This window comes from Marinobacter sp. THAF197a (assembly GCF_009363275.1).
Lineage (GTDB): Bacteria > Pseudomonadota > Gammaproteobacteria > Pseudomonadales > Oleiphilaceae > Marinobacter.
The window spans coordinates 3,242,743-3,266,169 of sequence record NZ_CP045324.1 but is presented as its reverse complement, the minus strand read 5'-3'; the positions used below and the strand labels follow the sequence as shown (position 1 = coordinate 3,266,169).

The window sequence follows — 23,427 nt, the reverse complement described above, 5'->3', positions numbered from 1 at the left end:
TTATGCGCATGTTAATTGCACATCAATAGCCCGCTGACTCAGACTGATTCGAGAAACAGTAGGCGGCGCGGTGACAAATCCCACTCCAGACTATCCAGAAGATTCTTCAAAGCCAGCCCCAGCTCGGTATCCCCCTCAATCACCAGGCGCCGCTGGAAAAACAGCTGGTCCGGGTCTTGCCGGCGCTCTGCCAGGGTCTTGAAGGCTGCCAGGGACCCCCGAATGGTCGCTTCGCCTGGGCCTTCCACAACGCGAAGCCGGCCGGCCCAGAAACCGATGGTAATGCCTGGTTGACCTCCATTGACCTCCAGCCGAATGGTGCGGCCTTCAAAATCATCGAACTCGCCCTCAGCCAGCGCTTCTGCAAACAGGCGGTTCAGCGGGGCTTCGGCAACCAGTTGTTTGAAGCTGACGGGTACGTTGCGGTCGATGGTGTCCAGCAGTGGCGCCGGGGAAGGCAGGTATTCTTTCAGAACCGCGATTGATTGCTCCAGTAATGGGCTGTGCAAAGACGCGATGGGAGGCAGTGAAAAGGCCATGTTCAACTCCGGGCAGGACGACAACCCGCCCAGAGTATCAAAAGGTCGCCAGCGGCGACTTGATTTAACTCAGCCCTTGTGGAGACCTTCTTCCACGGCCCAAACGGCCACTTCAACCCGCGAGCGCAGGTTTAGTTTCTTGAGCAAGTGCTTTACGTGCACTTTTACCGTGCCGTCGCTGATGTCCAGCTTGCGGCCGATCATCTTGTTGGAGAGGCCCTCGGCGATCAGGCGCAAAATGTCTTTTTCTCGCGGCGTCAGGCTGTCGAAGTCCGGCCGGGATGACTGCTGCGGTTTGTTGGAGCGCAGGGCCTGGGCCAGCAGCGTCGTTAGCCGGTCACTGATGACCATTTTGCCAACAGCCGCCTGGTGTAACTGGGCGATCATATCTTCCGGCTCCATGTCTTTCAGCAGGTAGCCGTCGGCGCCGGCACGCAGGGCGGCAACCACGTCGTCTTCCTGGTCAGACACGGTAAACATGACAATACGCGAACTGATGTTCTGGTCCCGCAGGTGTTTGAGAGCTTCAATGCCGTCCATCTCCGGCATGTTCAGGTCCATCAGGATCAAATCCGGCTCGGTTTCCAGGGCCAGCTTGATGCCGTCGGCGGCGTTGCTTGCCTCGCCGATCACTTCCATGTCGTCTTCCATGCCGATCAACTGCTTGATGCCCTGTCGCAGCAGGGGGTGGTCGTCAATCAGCAGTATGCTTGCGGGTGTCTCAGCCATGGTCTCTCTCATTGATGTTGGTGTTTGGGTCAGGCCGGTGAAGATTCGGTAGGAATCAGGTTACGGCTTTTGGGTACGAATGTTAATGTCACTTCCACTCCGCCTTCGTCCCGGTTATCAACCTTTACCTTACCCCCGAGTGTCCGGGCACGGTCCTGCATGATCACAAGGCCGTAATGGTTAACCGGCTGGTCGCCGCCGGGCAGGCCCTTGCCGTTGTCGCGAATACTCGCCCGAACCTGTGGAGACTCGAACAGCACCTTAACGGAGATGACCGTAGCGTCGGCATGCTTGACGGCATTTGCCAGCCCCTCGCGGATAATCTGCAGGGTATGGATTTCCTCGTTTGGCGACAGGGTCTGTGGGGGCAGGTTGTATTCAAAGTCCACCGGGTGGCCCAGCCTTTCGGAAAACTCATCGATGGTCTTGCGCAGGGCCGTGGCCAGGTCTGGTGTGTCCAGTTTCAGGCGGAACGTGGCCAGTAGCTCACGCAGTTGTCGGTAGGCGCTGTTCAGGCCGGTACTGAGCTCATCCAGAATGTCATCGTGAACGGGTTTCTGGTCGCCCGTGATATTGAGCCTGCGCAGCCGGGTTACCTGCATCTTGAGGTAAGACAACGACTGGGCCAGTGAATCGTGCAGCTCCCGGGCGATCACCGTGCGTTCTTCGGCCAGGGTCAGTTGCTGTTGCTCAGTTATTTGCCGTTCCAGGAAAATGGCGGTTGCCAGCTGGTCGGTCAGGGTCTCCAGCAGCCGGCGAGAGGTGGCGGGCAACCCTTTGGCAGCCGGGTACCAAACTTCCAGGGTGCCAAGTAACTGGCCGGGGGTGCGGATGGGCAGTAATAAACGGCGACCGTCGTTGTTCTCCAATGGCATTTCATCGTAGACCTCGGGGGTCACCAGGCAGGCATTACAGTGATGGTCGCGACAGTAGAACGGTCGTTTGTCCGTGGCCGTGGTAATGGCCTCGACAGGCTCTGCGGACTCCTTGTCGTGCAAGAACAGGCGGATGGGACCAATGCCCAGCAGCAGTTCCAGTTCCTGCAGCATGGGAATGGCACCATTACACAGATCATGCTTGGCAAACAGGTCTCTGCTGGCCGAATGCATGACCTGCAGGGCCTGGTGGCTGACTTCCAACTCTTCAGTTTTCTGCCGGGCCTTGGCTTCCAGTTCGTAGTAGGTCAGGGCCAGTTCGCTGGTCATCTGGTCGAAGGCCTGGCCCAGTTGTGCCAGCTCGTCTGCACCTTTCAGGTCGGCTTTCCGGGAGAAGTCTTTTTCACCAACAGCGCCGGCGATGTCCACGAGTTTTCGCAGGGGGCGAAGGATCCGGTTTTTCAGGTCGTAGAACAGGGCGATCACGATCAGCACCGAGAACACCATGCTGATGATCTGAATCAGGTGCAGCAGATCAACACGTGCTTCTGTGCGCTGTTCCAGCATAGTCACCAGGCGGTCAACTTCCTGGATGTAGTCCTCCACAGCCTGGACCATAGCCGTTGTGATGGGCGTGCCTACTTCATGCTGCTGAAGGGCAGGTTTGAGTTCGTCCTGCCATGCCGCCAGCATCTGACGGTACTGTCGGGCCAGAGGGTGATCGTCTGAGCCGGGAACCGAGCGGAGAATGGCCGTGTCTTCGAGGCGCCCCTCGTAATCATTGATGCGCGCAGATACGGTAGCCCGCCCGTTTTCAAAATCTTCCGTAGCGGAGCGGGCAATCAACTGGAAGGCGCCCATCCGCAGTGCTCCGGCCAGGTTGATAGCCGTGGCATTGCCCTCAATGCTGTTGGACACCGCCAGTGTCGTAGACATGCTGACGATAGCAGTCAGCACGATGGCGCCGATCACCACAGCGAGTCGGTTTACTAGCGGACTTCTGGATGTCATGGAAACTTTCTGCCTGGCGAGTCTGGAAAAGGCGCATATTCAGGCCAGATTATGGCTGAGGAACCTCGGTTCCGATACCTCCTTGAGGATAGTCAATTACCCCAACGGTTAATCCTCCATCATAGCCTTTGACCCCTATGAGAGCAAAAGCCGACACTAAAGGTTGGCTTTTCGAGGTGACTGGATGCAAACCCGACTGGAGCAGGATGATGACAGGCTGGCATCGCTGGTGGTAATTCTGCCGCTGGCAGTGACAGGCTTTGTTGTTGCGGCCGGATGCTGGACGCTGTTTGCGGTGGCGGGAGTGCATCTCAGGGCCGACCTTGCCCTGAGCAGTCTGCAGTTCGGCATATTGCTGGCTGCGCCCATGGCCGTCAGTGCCGTATTGGCAATTCCGGCCGGGCTGGCCGCCCAGCGTTTCGGTGCCCGAGCCGTGATGCTCGCCTGCCTGGCAGGGTTGGCAATGTGTATGGGGTTACTCCTGCTAGTCGATAGTTTCTATGGTTACCTGCTGGTTGCCGGCGGGCTGGGGCTGGCCGGTGGGTTCTACAGTGCCGGCCTGCAGTTTGTGGTCAGTCACTGTAAGCCGAAACGGTTGGGGCTGGTGCTTGGCGTTTTTGGTGCGGGAGTCACCGGTGCCGGCTTCAGCTATTACCTGGTACCGCTGTTTCACGATGCGTTCTCCTGGCAGGGAGTGCCTCTGGCCTACCTGATTGTGTTGCTGTTGGTGATTGTCTTGTTGGTGATGTTGACCGATCCGGAATCCCAAGAACCAGGCGCAGACCGACCCTGGTCTGTGGGGCAGGTGGTCCGAATACTGCGGCGCGGTCGTTCTCTCCCGCTCACGGCCTATTTTGGTGTGGTTGCCGGCAGCTTTTTTGCGCTCGCGCTCTGGTTGCCTGATTTTCTGTCGGCACAGTTCGGTTTGTCCCTGGACGCGGGCGCCCGCCAGGCCCAGTGGTTCGTTATTCCCGGGGCCTTGGCCCAGATTCTGGGTGGAGGCCTGGCTGACCGGTTTGGCAGCGCCAGGGTTGCCACGCGCTCCCTAGTGCTGTGTCTGGTGGCGCTGGCTGTATTGTCCTACCCACCCATGACCTTATTTGTCAGGGGAGTACATGAGATCATCACCGTGGAATTCGCCTTGCCTTTGCTGATTGAGGGTGTCTTGATCGTGGTGCTGGGTGTTGCCATGGGGAGTGCCATGGGGAGCCTGCAACGAATGGTGATACTGGTCAATCGTGCCGAGGCCGCCTTGTTCGCAGGCTTCTTGTTGGTCTCCGCCTGTTCCGTTGCGTTTGTTCTGCCGGTCCTGTTTGGTGCCGTCAACCAGTGGCTGGGGGTGCGCACGGCAGTGTTCATGATTCTGTTCCTGTTGCTCAGCAGCAGCCTGCTGATGTTTGCCCGCGACACCCGTCGTGAGGAGCGCAGAACCCTTCTCCACCCGGGGATATAGCTCTGCTACCACCTCGGTGGTACAGCCCGGTTATGTGGTAGTAACCACGCAGATTTCGCGGTTTTTCTCACACACAATGGTCTCAAATCGGAGCAACGATCCGGCAGACGGAGAGAGAGACCATGAGTCATTTGATCGACAAACTGAGTTACTTCAGGAAGAAGCGCGAGCCGTTCGCGGGCGGCCACGGCGAAACCCATGAAGTCAGCCGCGAGTGGGAAGACAGCTACCGCCAGCGCTGGCAGCACGACAAGGTTGTGCGTTCCACCCACGGCGTAAACTGCACCGGCTCCTGCAGCTGGAAGATTTACGTCAAGAACGGCCTGGTCACCTGGGAAACCCAGCAGACCGACTACCCCCGTACCCGCCCGGACCTGCCAAACCACGAGCCCCGCGGCTGCCCCCGGGGTGCCAGCTATTCCTGGTACATGTACAGCGCTAACCGCCTGAAGTACCCACTGATGCGCAAGAGCCTGATGAAGCTCTGGCGTGCGGCCCGAATTCAGTTCAACGACCCGGTGCAAGCCTGGGCGTCCATTGTTGAAGACCCCAAGAAAACCGCCGAGTACAAGCCCCGCCGTGGTATGGGTGGTTTCATTCGTTCCAATTGGGACGAAGTCAACGAGCTGATTGCTGCCTCCAACGTCTACACCGCCAAGAAGTTCGGCCCGGACCGCATCATTGGCTTCTCGCCGATTCCTGCCATGTCCATGGTGTCCTACGCCGCCGGCAGCCGCTACCTGTCGATGATCGGTGGCGTGTGCATGAGCTTCTACGACTGGTACTGCGACCTGCCGCCGGCTTCCCCGCAAACCTGGGGTGAGCAGACCGACGTGCCGGAATCCGCTGACTGGTACAACTCCGGCTACATCATTGCCTGGGGTTCCAACGTGCCCCAGACACGTACCCCGGACGCCCACTTCTTTACCGAAGTGCGCTACAAGGGTACCAAGACCGTTGCCATCACCCCGGACTACGCCGAGGTCTCCAAGCTGTCGGACGAGTGGCTGAACCCCAAGCAGGGCACCGACGCCGCCCTGGGCATGGCCATGGGCCACGTGATCCTGAAAGAATTCCACGTCGACAAACCCAGTGAATACTTCACCGACTACGTGCGCCGTTACACCGACATGCCGTACCTGGTCATGCTGGATGAAAAAGACGACGGCAGCTATGTGCCGGGCCGTTTCCTGCGGGCCAGCGATCTGGTGGACGGACTGGGTGAAGAAAACAACCCGGAATGGAAAACCATCGCCATTGACGAGAGCACCGGCGAGCTGACTGCACCGAATGGCTCCATCGGTTACCGCTGGGGCGAGAAGGGCAAGTGGAATCTGAAGCAGACCGCCAAGGGCACCGATGTAAACCTTCAGCTTTCCATGGTTGAAAAGCACGACGACGTGGTCGACGTGGCCTTCCCATACTTCGGTGGTATCGAGCACGATCACTTCAAGCACGTGGAAATCAAGGACATCCTCAAGCACAAGCTGGGCACCCGTAAGGTCCAGCTGGCTGACGGCACCGAAGGCCGTGTGGTCACCGTTTACGACCTGATGGTGGCCAACTATGGCATCAGCCGTGGCCTGGGCGAGGACGACGGCGCCACTTCCTATGACGAAGTGAAGCCCTACACCCCGGCCTGGCAGGAAAAGATCACCGGCGTACCCGCCGAGAAAGTGATCCGCATTGCCCGTGAGTTTGCGGATAATGCCGACAAGACCAAGGGCCGTTCCATGGTCATCGTGGGTGCCGGTATGAACCACTGGTACCACATGGACATGAACTACCGTGGCCTGATCAACATGCTGATCATGTGTGGCTGTATCGGCCAGAGCGGCGGTGGCTGGGCCCACTACGTTGGCCAGGAAAAACTGCGCCCGCAGACTGGCTGGCAGCCGTTGGCGTTTGGCCTGGACTGGCAGCGCCCGCCACGCCACATGAACTCTACCTCCTTCTTCTACGCCCATTCCGGCCAGTGGCGTTACGAGAAACTGGGTGTGGACGAAATCCTGTCGCCGCTGGCGGACAAGTCCAAATTCAGTGGCAGCCTGATCGACTACAACGTGCGCGCCGAGCGCATGGGCTGGCTGCCGTCCGCACCTCAGCTGAACCGCAACCCGCTGGGTATCGCGGCGGAAGCCGAGAAGGCCGGCATGGAAGTCTCCGACTATGTGGCCAAGTCCATGAAGGACGGCTCCCTGGCCTTCGCCAGTGAAGATCCGGAAGCGCCGGAGAACTGCCCGCGCAACCTGTTCATCTGGCGCTCCAACCTGCTGGGTTCGTCCGGCAAGGGCCATGAGTACATGCTCAAGTACCTACTGGGCACCAAAAACGGCCTGCAAGGCAAAGACCTGGGCGTGGAAGGCGGTGCCAAGCCGCAAGAGGTTAAGTGGCGCGACGAAGCCCCGCAGGGCAAGCTCGACCTGCTGGTGACCCTGGACTTCCGCATGTCCACCACCTGCCTGTATTCAGACATCGTTCTGCCGACCGCTACCTGGTACGAGAAGAATGACCTGAACACCTCAGACATGCACCCGTTCATCCATCCGCTGACCGCCGCCACTGATCCGGCCTGGGAAGCGCGCAGTGACTGGGAAATCTACAAGGGCATTGCCAAATCCTTCTCCAAGGCGGCCGAGGGCCACCTGGGTGTCGAGAAAGATGTGGTGACCCTGCCGCTGCTGCACGATGCGCCGGCGGAACTGGGCCAGCCGTTCGATGTGAAGGACTGGAGAAAAGGTGAATGCGACCTGATCCCGGGCAAGACTGCGCCCAACTTCATCACCGTTGAGCGGGATTACCCGAACACCTACGCACGCTTCACCTCGCTTGGCCCGCTGATGGACAAGTTGGGTAACGGTGGCAAAGGCATCAACTGGAACACCGAGAAGGAGGTCAACTTCCTGAAGGAGTTGAACTACACCCATCTGGAAGGTGCCAACGCGGGTCGTCCGAAGATCGAAAGCGCCATTGATGCCGCGGAAGTGATTCTGACCCTGGCGCCGGAAACCAACGGCCAGGTTGCCGTGAAGGCGTGGGCCGCACTGTCTGAAATGACCGGCCTGGACCACACCCATCTGGCGAAGAACAAGGAAGAGGAGAAAATCCGCTTCCGGGACATCGTGGCGCAACCGCGCAAGATCATCTCCAGCCCGACCTGGTCTGGTCTGGAAGACGAGCATGTGTCCTACAACGCTGGCTACACCAACGTGCACGAGCTGATTCCCTGGCGCACCCTGACCGGCCGCCAGCAGTTCTACCAGGACCACGAGTGGATGCGCGCCTTCGGTGAAAGCCTGCTGGTGTATCGCCCGCCCATCAACACCAAGGCGATTGAGAGCATGCAGGATCAGCGCAGCAACGGTAACCCGGAGAAAGCGTTGAACTGGATCACGCCGCACCAGAAGTGGGGTATTCACAGTACCTACAGCGACAACCTGTTGATGCTGACCCTCTCCCGCGGTGGCCCCATCGTGTGGATGAGTGAAGACGATGCCAAAGACATCGGGGTTGAAGACAACGACTGGATCGAGCTGTTCAACAGTAACGGTGCCATTGCGGCCCGGGCGGTGGTCAGCCAGCGGGTGATGCCTGGCATGGTGATGATGTACCACGCCCAGGAACGCAACGTGAACGTACCGGGCTCTGAAATTACCGGTACCCGGGGCGGCATCCATAACTCGGTCACCCGTGTGTGCCCGAAACCGACCCACATGATCGGTGGCTATGCCCAGTATTCCTACGGCTTCAACTACTACGGCACCGTAGGTTCCAACCGGGACGAGTTCGTGGTGGTCCGCAAGATGAAGAACGTGGACTGGCTCGACGGTGAAGGCAATGACTATGCTCAGGAGGCAGTAAAATGAAAATCCGTTCCCAAGTCGGCATGGTGCTGAACCTGGACAAGTGCATTGGTTGCCACACCTGTTCCGTCACCTGCAAAAACGTATGGACAAGCCGTGAAGGCATGGAATACGCCTGGTTCAACAACGTCGAAACCAAGCCTGGCATCGGCTACCCGAAAGAATGGGAGAACCAGGACAAGTGGAAGGGCGGCTGGATGCGCGACAGCTCCGGCAAAATCCGCCCCCGCATCGGCGGCAAGTTCCGGGTACTGGCGAATATCTTCGCCAACCCGGACCTGCCGGAAATCGATGACTACTACGAACCGTTTGACTACGACTACCAGCACCTGCACACCGCCGGTGATGTGAAGCACCAGCCGGTCGCCCGGCCCCGGTCGCTGATCTCTGGCGAGCGCATGAAGAAAATCGAATGGGGCCCGAACTGGGAAGAAATCCTGGGCACCGAGTTTGCCAAGCGCCGCAAAGACAAGAACTTTGATCAGGTGCAGGCAGACATCTACGGCCAGTTCGAAAACACTTTCATGATGTACCTGCCGCGTCTGTGCGAGCACTGCCTGAACCCGGCGTGTGTAGCCAGTTGCCCCAGCGGTGCCATCTACAAGCGCGAAGAAGACGGCATTGTGCTGATCGACCAGGACAAGTGCCGCGGCTGGCGGATGTGTGTCTCCGGCTGCCCGTACAAGAAGATCTACTTCAACTGGAAAACCGGCAAATCCGAGAAGTGCATCTTCTGCTACCCGCGTATCGAAGCCGGTCTGCCGACCGTTTGCTCCGAGACCTGTGTCGGCCGTATCCGCTACCTCGGTGTGCTGCTGTACGACGCAGACCGCATTGAAGAAGTGGCCAGCGCCCCGGGCGAGCACGAGCTTTACGAAAAGCAGCTGGAAATCTTCCTGGACCCGTTCGATCCGAAAGTGATCGAGCAGGCGAAGAAAGACGGCATCCCGATGAACGTGATCGAAGCCGCCCAGCAGAGCCCGGTTTACAAAATGGCGGTGGACTGGAAACTGGCCCTGCCGCTGCACCCGGAATACCGCACCCTGCCCATGGTTTGGTACGTGCCGCCGCTCAGCCCGATCCAGTCTGCGGCGGAAGCCGGTAAGGTCGAGTTCGACGGCGTGCTGCCGAAGATCGAAAGCCTGCGGATTCCGGTCAAGTACCTGGCCAACCTGCTGACCGCCGGTGACGAGAAGCCCATTGTTCGCGCGCTCAAGCGGATCATGGCCATGCGTCTGTACAAGCGTGCAGAGACCGTGGAAGGCAAAGAAGACCTGCGCGCCCTTGAGGAAGCTGGCCTGACCAAAGCCCAGGCGGATGAGATGTACCGCTACCTGGCCATCGCCAACTACGAGGACCGCTTCGTGATTCCGACCAGCCATCGCGAGCTGGCCAAGGAAGCTTTCCCGGATGCGGACGCCTACGGCGAGCGTGGTGGTTGTGGCTTCAGCTTCGGCGACGGCTGCAACGGTGGCGACAGCGAGTTCAGCCTGTTCGGTGGCAAGAAGCAGACCACCAGCATGGTCAGCAAGCTGGCGACCGTAAAGCAGGTCGACCCGAAACAGCTGCAGGATTGAGGAGCAAGTTATGCAACTTCTGAAAGTACTGGCGCGGGTACTCGAGTACCCCACCGACGAACTGCAGCAATCCAAAGACGCCCTGGTCGCCGCTGTCCTGGAGGACAGCCGGCTGCCCCGGCAGAACAAGGAACAGCTGCTGACCTGCATCGACCGACTGTGCGATGGAGACCTGTTGGACCTTCAGGAATCCTACGTAGGCACCTTCGACCGGGGCCGGGCTACCTCCCTGCTGCTGTTCGAACACGTTCATGGAGAATCCCGTGACCGCGGCCAGGCCATGGTCGACCTGATGGAGCAATACCGCGCCAACGGCCTGGAAATTGACGCCAAGGAACTGCCGGACTACTTGCCGCTGTTTCTGGAATACCTGTCGACCCGGCCCTGGGACGAAATCCAGAACTGGCTTGAAGATATCCATCACATTCTCGGCCTGCTGGGCGAGCGCCTGTACCAGCGCGAGAGCGTGTACCACGTGATCATGGACGCACTGCTGGTGCTGTCCGGTCGCAAGGCGGATCGTCAGGAACTGGCCCGTATCGTTGCCTCGGAAGAGCGCGACGATACCCCGGAAGCCCTCGACAAGGTCTGGGAAGAAGAAATGGTGAAATTTGTGGATGACCAGGGCAGCTCCTGCGGCACCGGTGGCGTGGTTGGACAACGCCGCCGCGAGCTGGAACAGACCCAGACCATTCACCTGAGCGATCAGCTGATGACGGACGCCACACCCCGTCAGACAGGACGCGCGTAAGCGCAGGAGGAAATGATAATGTCCTATCTAAACACACTGTTTTTCGGGGTATACCCATACATCGCCCTGGCCGTCCTGTTCATCGGCACCTGGGCGCGTTATGACCACGGTCAGTTCACCTGGAAAGCCCACTCCAGTCAGATGCTACGAAAGAAGAACATGGTATTGGCCAGCGTGCTGTTCCATGTGGGTATCCTGGTGATCTTCTTCGGCCACCTGGTTGGCCTGCTGGCTCCGAAATGGGCCTACGAATGGCTGCTGACCCCGGGCCAGAAACAAATCGTGGCAGTCGTGGTTGGCGGTATCGCCGGCGTCATGTGTCTGATTGGCGGCGCCATGCTCGCCTGGCGCCGACTGACTGATCCCAGAGTACGTGCCAGCAGCACTATGGCCGACAACCTGGTTATCTGCATCCTTGTGGTACAGGTTACTTTGGGCTTGCTGACCATTATCCCCACCATGGGTCACCTGGATGGCTCCCAGATGCTCAAGTTCTCCGCCTGGGCTCAGGGGGTGCTGACCTTCCAGGGCGGTGTGGCGGCTTACGTCGCTGACGCTCACTGGATCTTCAAGATGCACATTTTCCTGGGCTTGACCCTCTTCGTGCTCTTCCCGTTCACCCGACTGGTGCACATGCTCAGCGTGCCGGTGGAGTACTTCGGGCGGAAGTACCAGGTGGTTCGCAAGCGCGCCTGAATCTGAAGCAGCCACGGACGGCTCGGACTCACACGGACAGGAATGATTTTATACAAGTTCCTGTTCGTCTTTGTCCGTGAATGTCCGTGCCGTCCGTGGCAAAGAATCTTTTTGGAGAAGCAACATGCAAATAATCCCCGTCGGCGAAGCCGGCAAACCCAGAAACCAGTTCCCTCCGGTGTATGTGGGTGACACGCTGATCCACGAAGACGACATCGCCCGGGAAATGCAGCACCACCCCGCCGAAGAACTGGCCGAAGCCTGGCACGAAGCCGCCAAAAGCCTCGTCATCCGCGAGTTACTCCTGCAACAGGCCAGCCGCCTGAACCTGGACAACATCGAAGACGAAGAAGACCGCATAGCCCGGGTACTGGAACTCGAACTCAACGTCCCGGACCCCGATGAACAGGACTGCGAACGCTTCTACAACGCCAACCCCGGCCGATTCTGCAGCCCCACCATCATGGCCGTCAGCCACATCCTCCTGGCTGCCGCCCCGGACGACATCGAAGAACGCATGCGCCAGGAAGAAGCCGGCCGACAACTCCTGACCGCCCTCCTGGACGGCCGCTCACAGTTCAACGAACTGGCCAAACAATACTCCGCCTGCGAATCCCGCCACCAGAGCGGCAGCCTAGGCCAGATTAGCAAAGGCCAGACCGTCGAAGAATTCGAACGCCCGGTCCTCAGCCTCACCGAAGGTTTGAATCCCGAACTCATCGAAACCCGCTACGGCTGGCACATCGTCCGGGTAGACCAACGAATCGACGGCGAACAGCTCCCGTACGAACACGTCAAACCCCAGATTCGCCAATACCTGAGCGAAAGTGTCACCCGCCGCGCCTTCCGCCAGTACCTGCAAGTCCTGGCCGTTGAAACCGGCATAGAAGGCGTCGACCTGGAGCTGCCGGATTCGCCGTTGATGCAATAAGAACTCTGGTGAAACGGATTCGTCCCGGGGGAGAAAGCCTGGCGATTTCACCTGAGTCTGGAGGCATTGGGCGGGATCAGCTTTCCAAAACCTTGCGGAGCCATGGATGGCGGAGCAGAGCGTACAGGGAAGTATTCACAGCGTGTTTTGGAAAGCTGATCCCGCCCAATGACGGCGCTCCAAACCCCAAACTAGTTAGCAGGGCGAATAATTGAGTTACGTCAACTACTCAACAAGAACCCACCTTATACCCCCATCGGGGGAGCGATTTTTCACCACTATCCCTCTACTATTTAAAACAAGATATTGAATGCATGAATATGCAGAGAGGATACCCCAATGGCCGTCACCCAAAGCGCCGAAAGCCGATACAGCAAACCCGTACTCGTCGCCATCAACAAACCGCTTGATGAAGAAGACGGCCTGGAAGCACTACGCAGCCACGCCCTGTTCCGCAGCCTCAAAGCCCACGATCTGGACTACCTCATCCAGCAGTCCCGGCGCCTGCGCCTGGGCCACCACCAGCTGCTTTACCGCCAGGACATGCCAGCGCACCACTTCTTCTTTGTGATCAGCGGCCGCCTCAGACTCTATCGCCTGGACTCCTCCGGCATCGACAGAACCCTCGACAGCATCGCCCCCGGCGACTGCTTCGCTGAAGTCATGATCTACGCCGATCCGCCAAGGTACGCCTGCTACGCCGAAGCACTCAAATCCAGCGAAGTACTGATGATCCCGGTTAAAGCCTACCAGGAACTGCTCGACCGGCACCCGGAATACGCCCAGGCCGCGCTTCGCCATTACGCCATGCGTGCCGTAACACGGTTCCACGACCTGGAAATCATGACCGTCCAGAACGCCCGTGACCGCCTGATCCGTTACCTGATCGACCTGCTGCCTAATGGCACCCTGGAAGGAGGCGAAGTCGAACTGCCCCTGCCCAAGTGCCTGGTGGCCTCGCGATTGGCCATGCAGCCGGAAACCTTCTCACGCATTCTGGCCGATCTCAAATCCAACGGACTGGTCCGGGTAAACCGCAGCAAACTGTTTATTTCCGACCCTCAGCGACTGATTGAAATCAGTCAGTAGTTTTCGGCCCCTCCGGGCCCTTTTTCCCAATTTTCGCCAAGTCAGGGGCATTTTTATGATCAGCAGTTACCAGGACCTTGTGAAGGCCAGCCAGAACGAACATGAGCCTCAGCGATTCCTGTTTGTGTTCTGCAAAGTCGAACTGCCGGACGATGCATCTGCTGCCGAGCGGGCCGCCTTCGAACGTGGTGAGGGTGGGGCGTTGACTCCGGTGATCTGCGTTGACAAAACGCCATCTGAAGCCTCCGAGTTCAGCGTGCTGGCGGAAGAGTCCAGAACCACCGGCCAGGACTGGGACATGGTGTTCGTGGCGGCCATGTCTGGCCGTGGCGGCATAGAACCCTCCAGTGATGAAGCCCAGCAACCCATGACCATGATGGTCGAGAGCATCCGTATGGGTAACGTTGGCAATTACCTGCCTCTCGATCAATCCGGCCAGGCCGTGAGCCTGGGCTGAACCGGTCCGGTCCGGTTACGCCGCTGGCGTATCCAAAAAGAGGTATGTGATTTTTATCAATCATTGTCCACCCTAGTTGTATTCCGATTGGATTGGGGGTTTTAGTGTTCAGGGAATCTGTTCTCGTAATGCTGGCATTGATGCTTCTTGCATCGGTTGCCAGCGCCACGTCGCTCAGTGAATACGAGCCCGTTGCCGGCCGGCAGGTGATCCAGGTTGCCATTCCGTCGGTCACTCGCTATGAGCCCCGGGAAGACAACCGGGCCATCCAGGAACTCTACGCCGGCGATGAACTGGTGGGCTACGCCTACCAGACCCTCGATTTTGTGCAAACCCCGGCATACTCCGGTAAACCCTTGAACGCCATGGTGGTGCTGGATACCGAAGGCGAGATCAAAGGCGCACGGGTGATCCATCACGATGAACCGATTCTCTTGATCGGTATTCCCGAAGCCAAGATGCATGAGTTCACTGACCAATACGCCGGCCTGAAAGCTGACCAGCGAGTAACCGTTGGGGGGAAATCGTCCGAACGTAGGGTGGCAGTAGATGGTTTATCCGGTGCCACCGTCACGGTCATGGTCATCAACGAAGTCATTATGCGCACGGCGCATCGAGTTGGCGGGGAGCTTGGCCTGGTCGAAGGCGTTGGCGTTGGTAAACGGCCACCCAAGGCTGAAGTGATCAAAGACCGCTTCCGGCAACGTTCCTGGACAGAATTAACCGGTGACGGCTCAATTCGCCGGATGTTGCTGAGCCGGGGCCAGGTGGATGACGCCTTTGTTGGTAGCCCTGCCGAGGGCGTTGAGGCGGCCGCGCCGGATCAGCGGGATGACGCGCTGATCGACTTGTACGCCGCCTACCTGGATGCGCCATCCATTGGTCGTAACCTGCTGGGTGATCGCCAATATGAGTGGTTGATGTCCGAGTTGAAGGAAGGCGAGCATGCCATTGCGGTGCTGGCCACCGGGTCCTACTCCTTCCGTGGTTCAGGCTATGTGCGTGGCGGTATCTTTGATCGCTTGCAGATTCGCCAGTTCGGAGACACCTTCAACTTCCGGGATCTGGACTACTATCGCCTGAGCGATGTGTATCTGGGCGATATGCCGCGCCTGCCGGAAATGGCCATTTTCATCATTCGCCAGCAGTACAGCTTTGACCCCGGTGAGCCCTGGTCCCTGGAGCTGACAGTAAAACGCCAGACCGGCCCTCTGGACAGCGAATTTGCTGTGTTCCCCCTAGAATACCAACTGCCTGACAAATATTACACCCGTGCGGAACCGGAGTTGACCCAGGAAGAGTGGCTGGAAGAGCAGCCCATGTGGGTTCAGGTCTGGTACCAGAAGCAGTTTCAGATCATCGTCATTGGTCTGGGAATTGGCGTGCTGATGTTCATCCTGTTCTTCCAGGACTGGTTGGTGCAAAAGCCGCGCATGATGCGCTGGATTCGCCACGCGTTTCTGACCTACACCCTGTTCTTTATCGGCTGGTATGCCCTGGGGCAGTTGTCGATCGTCAACGTGCTGACCTTTGTAAACAGCCTGATCAGCGGCTTCCGGTGGGAAACCTTCCTGATTGATCCCATGCTGTTCATTCTCTGGTCTGTGGTGGCCGGCATTGTGGTGCTTTGGGGAAGGGCGGTGTATTGCGGCTGGCTGTGTCCGTTCGGCGCCCTGCAGGAACTGACCAACGAAATTGCCCGCAAACTGAAAGTCCCGCAGTACACCGTGCCGTTTGCCGTGCATGAGCGCCTATGGGCGATCAAGTACATCATCTTGCTGGTGCTGTTTGGCGTCTCGCTGGATTCTCTGGCCACCGCCGAGCGAATGGCGGAAGTGGAGCCCTTCAAAACCGCTATTACCCTTAAATTCGATCGTACCTGGCCGTTTGTGACCTACGCAGTGTTGCTGCTGGTGGTCAATTTGTTCACCCGTAAAGTCTTCTGCCGCTATCTGTGCCCGCTTGGAGCCGCCCTGGCGCTGCCGTCCAAGTTGCGGGTGTTCGACTGGCTCAAGCGCCGCAAAGAGTGCGGCAACCCCTGCCGCCTCTGCGACCACGAATGTGAGGTGCAGGCTATCCATCCGGATGGGCACATCAATTACATGGAATGCCACTACTGCCTGGATTGCCAGATGACCTATTTCGATGACCACAAGTGTCCGCCGCTGATCGTCAAGCGACGGGGCAAACGCCGTGGTCACAACGCACCGGGCCACCCGGAAGAGATTCCCGTGGTTCAGGTGAATTGAGCAGTACCTGTAAGCAGTACACATAAAAAGCCATGAGAAGCTAAAACCGCCATAACCAATAACGGAGTTGAAGCTATGAGTAAGCAAGATGATCTGAACAAAGGTACGCCGGAGGTGCCGGAAAGTGGTCTGAGCCGCCGTCGCTTTATGGGCGCTGCAGCTCTTGCCGGCGTGGCTGGTGCAACCGGCCTGGGTACCACCATGATGACCCGCGAATCGTTCGCCGCCGCGGCCCGAGACGCCCGCAACAAGGCTCATATTGGGCCAGGTGAGCTGGATGAGTACTACGGCTTCTGGAGCGGTGGGCATCAGGGTGAAGTGCGTGTTCTGGGTGTTCCGTCCATGCGCGAGCTGATGCGGATTCCGGTGTTCAACGTGGACTCTGCCACCGGCTGGGGTATCACCGACGAAAGTAAGGAGATCCTGGGCAAAGACAAGCTGTATCTGAATGGCGACTGTCACCACCCGCACGTCTCCATGGACGATGGCCACTACGATGGCAAGTACCTGTTCATCAATGACAAGGCCAACAGCCGGATTGCCCGTATCCGCCTGGATATCTTCAAGACCGACAAGGTCACGCATATCCCGAACGTCCAGGCGATTCACGGCCTGCGTCTGCAGAAAGTACCGCGCACCAAGTACGTCTTCTGTAACGCGGAGTTCGTAATTCCGCAGCCGAATGATGGCAGCGATTATAGCCTGGAGAATAGCTACACCATGTTTACGGCCGTAGACGCAGACACCATGGAAGTAGCCTGGCAGGTGATTGTCGACGGCAACCTGGATAACACCGATGCGGACTTCACCGGCAAGTACGCAGCCTCTACCTGCTACAACTCCGAGAAGGCGGTAGACCTGGCCGGTACCATGCGTAACGATCGCGACTGGGTGGTGGTGTTCAATGTTGAACGCATTGAAGCTGCGGTAAAGGCCGGTAACTTCAAAACCATCGGTGATTCCGACGTACCGGTGGTAGAGGGGCGCAAGGGTTCCGACGTTACCCGTTACATTCCGGTGCCGAAGAACCCGCACGGCCTGAACACCTCGCCGGATGGCAAGTACTTCATCGCCAACGGCAAACTGTCTCCGACGGTGTCTATTATTGCCATCGATAGGCTGGATGACCTGTTCGACGACAAGATCGGTGATCGTGATCCGATTGTGGGCGAGCCGGAGCTGGGTCTTGGGCCTCTGCATACCACGTTCGATGGCCGCGGCAATGCCTACACCACGCTGTTTATCGACAGCCAGGTGGCCAAGTGGAACATTGCGGATGCGATTAAGCACTACAATGGCGAAGACGTGAACTACATCCGCCAGAAGCTGGACGTTCACTATCAGCCGGGCCACAACCACGCGTCGCTGACCGAATCACGCGATGCCGATGGCAAGTGGCTGGTGGTGCTGTCCAAGTTCTCCAAGGACCGTTTCCTGCCGGTAGGCCCTCTGCACCCGGAGAACGATCAGCTGATCGATATTTCCGGTGAGGAGATGAAGCTGGTGCACGACGGTCCGGCTTTCGCTGAACCGCATGACTGTATTTTGGTGCGCCGTGACCAGATCCGTCCGAAGAAGATCTGGGACCGGAACGATCCTTATTTTGCCTCTACCCGTGCGCAGGCTGAGAAAGACGGCGTGACGCTGGAAGCGGATAACAAGGTTATCCGGGATGGCAAGAAGGTTCGTGTGTACATGACCTCTGTGGCACCTCAGTTCGGGATGCTGGAGTTCAAGGTCAAGGAGGGTGATGAGGTGACGGTGGTTGTGACCAATCTGGACTCCATCGAGGATGTGACTCACGGGTTCTGTATGGTGAACCATGGTGTGAGTATGGAGATCAGTCCTCAGCAGACGGCATCGGTGACCTTTACGGCTGGTAAGCCTGGGGTTTACTGGTACTACTGCAACTGGTTCTGCCATGCGCTGCATATGGAGATGGGTGGTCGCATGTTGGTCGAGAAGGCCTGACCTTCTCTTTTCCGGGGCTCTTTCTCGGAGTCCCGGCTCCTCCCATTGGATTGGGAGGAGCAATCCAAGAGGAGACTGCTTTCCAAAACACGCTCCTTCGGCACATCCATGTGACGCTTGGGCTCCGCCATCCATGGCTCCGCACAGTTTTGGAAAGCAGTCTCCTCTCGGATTGCCGGACCTTGGGCCGGGGATTCGAAAACTTTCATCGCTCAGAGAACGATTGATGTATCAACTTTTGCGTTATGGGGTGGCCCTGTCAGTCGCTCTGATTTCGCTGACCGCAAGTGCCAACCTGCAAGATCAGCTGGATGCCCTGGAGCCAGGCGCATCGTTCGAGCTTCCTGCCGAGCAGCTTCCGCCATTGGTTATCCGGGTGCCCGGCGTTTCTGTGTCCTGTGTTGACGATTCGGTGATTGATGCCGGCGGGGCAGGGCATGCTGTGGAGATTCTGGCGGAGGGGGTGTCGTTTTCCGGTTGCGTGGTGCGTAACTGGGGGCAGGATCTGAATAAGTTGGATGCGGGGATTTTTGTGGCTCGGGAGGCGAGGGGGGCGGTTGTTGCGGATAACCGGCTTCAGGGGCCGGCGTTTGGGGTGTGGTTGGATGCGACGCCGGATGTGGTTGTCCGGAATAACGAGATACGCGGCGAGACCAGCCTTCGGTCCCAGGATCGGGGCAACGGGATTCATCTGTTCAATACCACCGGGGCGTTGATTGAGGGCAACGACATCCGCCAGACCCGGGATGCGATTTATATCGAGACGGCGAATAACAACAAGATTCGCAATAACGTGATGTCGGATCTGCGTTACGGCATTCACTACATGTATTCGATGCACAATCTGCTGGAAGGCAATCTGACCCGTGGCACTCGCACGGGGTACGCGTTGATGCAGAGCAAGTATCTGACGGTGGTGAATAACCGGTCGGAGAACGATGAGAATTACGGGATTCTGATGAATTTCATCACCAATTCTACTCTCAAGGGCAACGTGGTGACCGGGGTGTCTCAGGGGCAAACCGGCGGTGTGATGATTTCCGGGGGCGAGGGTAAGGCGGTGTTCATCTACAACTCGCTGTACAACACCTTTGAGGGCAATTATTTCGGTCACAGCAATATCGGGATTCACCTGACCGCCGGTTCTGAGCAAAACGAGGTGTTTGATAATGCCTTTGTGAACAACGAGCGGCAGGTGAAGTATGTCGCGACCCGCACCCAGTCCTGGGTGAAGGATGGGCGGGGGAATTTCTGGAGTGATTATCTGGGTTGGGATCGTAACCAGGATGGCATTGGTGATGTGCCCTACGAGCCCAATGATAACGTGGACCGCCTGTTGTGGAAGTACCCGGAGGCGCGGGTGCTGATGTTCAGCCCGGCGGTGGATACCCTGCGCTGGGTGCAGGACGCGTTCCCGGTGGTGAAGTCTGCCGGGGTGAGTGATCCCAAACCGTTGATGCGAATTCCCGAACACCTGCAATCGGAGATCCGATGAACTGCTTTCGACTGGACAATGTGAGTCATCGCTACGATAAGGCGACGGTGCTCCACGGCGTGGACTTGCGGCTGGAGCCGGGGGAAATTCTTGGGCTGTTTGGCCACAACGGGGCGGGTAAAACCACTTCGATCAAACTCATTCTGGGTTTGATGAAACCGACACAGGGGAAGGTCTCGGTGTTGGGTGGCGAAGCCGGTGATCCCCAGGTGAGCCAGCATATCGGTTACCTGCCGGAGAACGTGATGTTCTACCCGCAGCTGACCGGGCGGGAAATCCTGAGTCACTTTGCCCGGCTCAAAGGGGCCAGTCTCAAGCAGGTGCCGGAACTTCTGGAGCAAGTCGGGCTGGATGACGCCATGGATGCCCGTACCAAAACCTACTCCAAAGGCATGCGCCAGCGCCTTGGCCTGGCCCAGGCGTTGCTCGGCAAGCCGAAGCTATTGATGCTGGACGAGCCCACGGTTGGTCTGGACCCGGTGGCAACAGCCGATCTGTACCGGTTGCTGCGGCGCCTGCGGGATGAGGGCACGGGCATTGTGTTGTGCTCCCACGTGCTGCCGGGGGTAGAGCCCTATATCGACCGCGCCGCGATTCTGACCGATGGCGCCCTGAAAGCCGCCGGAGACCTGCCCGCGCTGCGCCGGCAAGCCAACATGCCGGTCACCCTCAGCCTGGAGCCGGCCACCACCATGACCGCTCTGGAGAAAGCGATTGACGGTGCAAGCCCCAAGGCTGGGTTGATGATGAAAAGCAACAACGGCCGACTGCAAGTGGATGTGAGGCCCAAGGAAAAAATGGCGTTGATACACGCATTGATGAACTCCGGAGAGGTGGCGGACCTGGGAATACACCAGCCCAGCCTGGAAGATATCTACGTCCACTTCATCGGATCGGGCGGACTAGCCCACCGGGGAGGCAGCCAATGAACGCCATCTGGACCATTGCCCGTAAAGAACTCAGCGACAGCTTCCGCAATCGATGGCTGGTAGCCATTTCCCTGGTATTTGCCACCCTGGCCCTGGGCATTGCCTGGTTCGGCGCCGCGGCGTCCGGGCAGGTGGGTTACGCATCCACGCCGGCCACCATTGCCAGCCTGGCCAGCCTTGGTATTTTCCTGATTCCTCTGATAGCGCTGCTGCTGGCCTACGACGCCATCGTGGGTGAAGAAGAGGGCGGCACGCTCCTGCTGCTGATGACCTACCCACTCAGTAAAAACCAGCTCTTGCTCGGCAAATTCCTCGGCCACGGCCTGACCCTGGCCCTGGCGACCCTCATCGGCTTCGGCGTTGCCGCCATCGCCATCGCCGTACTGGTGGATGATGTCGCCGTCGGCGCCCTGGCGGCCGCCATGGGCCGGTTCATCGGCTCAACCGTTCTGCTGGGGTGGGGCTTCATCGCCCTGGCGTACCTGGTCAGCGTCCGAGTCAGCGAGAAACCGGTCGCCGCAGGCCTGGCCTTGGCCATCTGGTTCTTCTTCGTGCTGATCTTTGACCTGATGCTACTGGGCATCCTGGTTGCCAGCGAGGGCAAGCTCAACCCGGAGCTGCTGCCATGGCTGCTGATGCTGAATCCCACCGATATCTACCGCTTGCTCAACATCGTCGCCTTTGGCGACGGCAACCAGCTTAGCGGTGTACTCAGCCTGGGCTCAGACCTGCCCATCGGCACCGGAGGGCTCTGGCTGGGCCTGGCGCTTTGGTGTGCCACACCGCTGGTTGGCGCCCTGTTGTTATTCAAAAACCGAAAAATCTGATACCACCGGAGAACAGAACCATGCCCACACCGCTCACCAAATGGCTTACAGCGGCCCTGATGGCGATCACCCTCGCGGGTTGCTCCAACGGCGAACAGCAAGCCGTCGCCAAACCCGACCCGGTTCACTTTGACTCCGGCGACGAATGCCACGTCTGCGGTATGGTCATCACCAACTTCCCCGGCCCCAAAGGCCAGGCCTTCACCGAACGCCAGCAACACACCCGCAAGTTCTGCTCCACCAAAGACATGTTCGCCTGGTTCCTGCAGCCGGAAAACGTCAACCGGGACCATACCCTGTACGTTCACAACATGGCCGAAACCCACTGGGACCATCCGGACGACACCCACCTGATCGACGCCCGTGAAGCCTTCTACGTCGTCGGCTCAGAACGCACCGGCGCCATGGGCCCGACCTTGGCGTCGTTCGAAACAGAATCCGAAGCGACCGACTTTGCAGCGACCTACGGCGGAGAAATCCTCAGCTTTGACGACATCACCCTGGAGCATTTAAACGCAGGTATGACCATGCACGGCATGGAAGAAATGGGTGAGATGGATCCTATGCATGATCAGAACGAAACAGAGGAAGGGAACTCAACACCCGTAAATCATAGCGACCACCATGGGCACTGAGATGCTGAGGTTGATCAGGTTTCGGTGAACAAATAAGGCGTTTTAGAGCGAACCAACGAGAGTCAGAAAGAGCCGGTGAGGGTAGTCCTTCCAAAAATGTGCGGAGCCATGGATGGCGGAGCCCAAGCGCCACAAGGAAGTGCCGAAGGAGCGTTTTTTGGAAGGACTACCCTCATCGGCTCCAGCACCAAAACTCGAAGGCTGGGTTTTGAACAGGCTGAGGTCAACCCCCAGTCATATTCATAAACCGAAGAATCTGAACCTCACCATTGCTGGAAAAGTGATGCCGCTCCGGCTTCAGATCCATCGCATCAATGATCGCCTGCTGAAGCTTGTCATCCGTCACCGGATTACCGCGCAGAACCCGCCGCAAATCCACCGAATGCTCATTGCCAAGGCACAGCAAAAGCCGCCCCTCAACCGTCACCCGAACCCGGTTACAGGTCGAACAGAAATTATGGGAATGCGGTGAAATAAACCCGACCCGAACATCGCTGTCCGGCATCTGATAGTAACGTGCCGGCCCGCCAGAATCCTTGGCCACCGGAATCAGCTCATGGCGCTGACGGATGATATCCCGCACCTCCTCGCTGGTACACAAGGCAAGTCCCCGGTCATGCTCCGAAATCTCGCCCAGCGGCATCTCCTCAATAAAACTGATATCCACCTGCTTCTTGCGGGCAAACTCAATCAGCTCCGGAATCTCTTCATCATTGCGGCCTTTCATCACTACCGTGTTCAGCTTGATGCCACGGAAACCGGCGTCCCGGGCGGCATCAATGCCGTCCAACACCTGCTGCAGATTGCCAGTGCGGGTAATGGAGCGGAATTTTTCCGAATCCAGTGAATCCAGGCTGATATTGAGCCGGTGCAGGCCCGCCTGACGCAGTTTTTCCGCCATGGTCGGTAACTGGCTGCCATTGGTGGTCATGGCAAAATCCCGCAAACCGTATGTGCCTACTTCCCGAACCAGCTCGAGGATGTCCTTGCGGACCAGGGGTTCGCCACCGGTCAGGCGGATTTTTTCCGTACCCAGGGCAACAAAGTTTCGAGCCAGCCTGGCGATCTCCTCCAGCGTCAGTACCTGCTGGCGGGGCAGAAAGGTCATGTCCTCCGCCATGCAGTACACACAGCGGAAGTCGCAGCGGTCAGTTACCGACAGGCGCACGTAATTGACGGTGCGGCCAAATCGATCGGTCAGCTTGGCTTGCGGCATGGGCAGGTTTCCCTGTCTGGAGTCATATGTATAAAGGATAGTCAAAGTATCACAGATATCCCAACCCAGTCCGATACCTCTCGGGGGGTAATCCCTGTATGAACCAAAAAAACGGGGCCAGAAAAGGCCCCGGG

18 protein-coding genes are annotated in these 23,427 nt (G+C 58.4%); 14 read left to right on the top strand and 4 right to left on the bottom strand.

The features are described 5' to 3' along the window. Positions 1-38 precede the first annotated feature (38 nt). The 3 genes from ubiT to FIV08_RS15120 form a co-directional block, all read right to left on the bottom strand. Positions 39-539: a ubiquinone anaerobic biosynthesis accessory factor UbiT gene (ubiT, locus tag FIV08_RS15130; protein ID WP_152438945.1), complete on the bottom strand. Its 501-nt coding sequence runs from the start codon at positions 537-539 to the stop codon at positions 39-41. A gap of 69 nt (positions 540-608) precedes the next feature. Next, positions 609-1,268 (bottom strand): two-component system response regulator NarL, encoded by a 660-nt coding sequence (gene narL / locus FIV08_RS15125; protein WP_058092689.1) that lies wholly within the window; start codon positions 1,266-1,268, stop codon positions 609-611. A gap of 29 nt (positions 1,269-1,297) precedes the next feature. Beyond that, positions 1,298-3,154 (bottom strand): histidine kinase, encoded by a 1,857-nt coding sequence (locus FIV08_RS15120; RefSeq protein ID WP_152438944.1) that lies wholly within the window; start codon positions 3,152-3,154, stop codon positions 1,298-1,300. A gap of 184 nt (positions 3,155-3,338) precedes the next feature. Between FIV08_RS15120 and FIV08_RS15115 the strand changes: the two genes are divergently transcribed. The 14 genes from FIV08_RS15115 (at position 3,339) to FIV08_RS15050 (ending at position 22,077) form a co-directional block, all read left to right on the top strand. Beyond that, positions 3,339-4,607 carry an MFS transporter gene (locus FIV08_RS15115; protein WP_152438943.1) on the top strand — a complete coding sequence of 423 codons (1,269 nt, stop codon included), beginning with the start codon at positions 3,339-3,341 and terminating at the stop codon, positions 4,605-4,607. A 122-nt stretch (positions 4,608-4,729) separates the two neighbouring features. Further along, positions 4,730-8,473: a nitrate reductase subunit alpha gene (locus FIV08_RS15110; protein WP_152438942.1), complete on the top strand. Its 3,744-nt coding sequence runs from the start codon at positions 4,730-4,732 to the stop codon at positions 8,471-8,473. Continuing rightward, a complete protein-coding gene (gene narH, locus FIV08_RS15105) occupies positions 8,470-10,047 on the top strand; it encodes a nitrate reductase subunit beta (RefSeq protein WP_138435260.1) in 1,578 nt (525 codons plus the stop codon). The genes FIV08_RS15110 and narH overlap by 4 nt, the downstream gene beginning before the upstream one ends. 10 nt (positions 10,048-10,057) lie before the next feature. After that, positions 10,058-10,798, top strand: coding sequence for a nitrate reductase molybdenum cofactor assembly chaperone (gene narJ / locus FIV08_RS15100; RefSeq protein ID WP_152438941.1), 741 nt, complete (start codon positions 10,058-10,060; stop codon positions 10,796-10,798). An 18-nt stretch (positions 10,799-10,816) separates the two neighbouring features. Further along, a complete protein-coding gene (gene narI / locus FIV08_RS15095; RefSeq protein ID WP_152438940.1) occupies positions 10,817-11,494 on the top strand; it encodes a respiratory nitrate reductase subunit gamma in 678 nt (225 codons plus the stop codon). Between the two features lie 124 nt (positions 11,495-11,618). Then, a complete protein-coding gene (locus FIV08_RS15090) occupies positions 11,619-12,425 on the top strand; it encodes a peptidylprolyl isomerase (protein ID WP_152438939.1) in 807 nt (268 codons plus the stop codon). Between the two features lie 339 nt (positions 12,426-12,764). Further along, positions 12,765-13,514, top strand: coding sequence for a Crp/Fnr family transcriptional regulator (locus tag FIV08_RS15085; protein WP_152438938.1), 750 nt, complete (start codon positions 12,765-12,767; stop codon positions 13,512-13,514). Positions 13,515-13,569: 55 nt separating this feature from the next. After that, positions 13,570-13,971 carry a ribonucleotide reductase subunit alpha gene (locus FIV08_RS15080; protein ID WP_152438937.1) on the top strand — a complete coding sequence of 134 codons (402 nt, stop codon included), beginning with the start codon at positions 13,570-13,572 and terminating at the stop codon, positions 13,969-13,971. A gap of 128 nt (positions 13,972-14,099) precedes the next feature. Continuing rightward, entirely contained in the window at positions 14,100-16,220 is a 2,121-nt protein-coding gene (gene nosR / locus FIV08_RS15075) for a transcriptional regulator NosR (RefSeq protein WP_152438936.1), read from the top strand. Between the two features lie 75 nt (positions 16,221-16,295). Beyond that, complete coding sequence (nosZ, locus tag FIV08_RS15070; RefSeq protein ID WP_152438935.1) at positions 16,296-18,191, top strand: TAT-dependent nitrous-oxide reductase; 1,896 nt, start codon at positions 16,296-16,298, stop codon at positions 18,189-18,191. A 226-nt stretch (positions 18,192-18,417) separates the two neighbouring features. Beyond that, positions 18,418-19,686 carry a nitrous oxide reductase family maturation protein NosD gene (locus FIV08_RS15065; protein ID WP_152438934.1) on the top strand — a complete coding sequence of 423 codons (1,269 nt, stop codon included), beginning with the start codon at positions 18,418-18,420 and terminating at the stop codon, positions 19,684-19,686. Continuing rightward, complete coding sequence (locus tag FIV08_RS15060) at positions 19,683-20,615, top strand: ABC transporter ATP-binding protein (protein WP_152438933.1); 933 nt, start codon at positions 19,683-19,685, stop codon at positions 20,613-20,615. The genes FIV08_RS15065 and FIV08_RS15060 overlap by 4 nt, the downstream gene beginning before the upstream one ends. After that, positions 20,612-21,442: an ABC transporter permease gene (locus FIV08_RS15055; RefSeq protein ID WP_152438932.1), complete on the top strand. Its 831-nt coding sequence runs from the start codon at positions 20,612-20,614 to the stop codon at positions 21,440-21,442. The genes FIV08_RS15060 and FIV08_RS15055 overlap by 4 nt, the downstream gene beginning before the upstream one ends. 20 nt (positions 21,443-21,462) lie before the next feature. Next, positions 21,463-22,077, top strand: coding sequence for a nitrous oxide reductase accessory protein NosL (locus FIV08_RS15050; RefSeq protein WP_152438931.1), 615 nt, complete (start codon positions 21,463-21,465; stop codon positions 22,075-22,077). 223 nt (positions 22,078-22,300) lie between these two features. Here FIV08_RS15050 and moaA read toward each other — a convergent pair whose 3' ends face one another. Further along, positions 22,301-23,293: a GTP 3',8-cyclase MoaA gene (moaA, locus tag FIV08_RS15045; protein ID WP_152438930.1), complete on the bottom strand. Its 993-nt coding sequence runs from the start codon at positions 23,291-23,293 to the stop codon at positions 22,301-22,303. Positions 23,294-23,427: the final 134 nt, after the last annotated feature.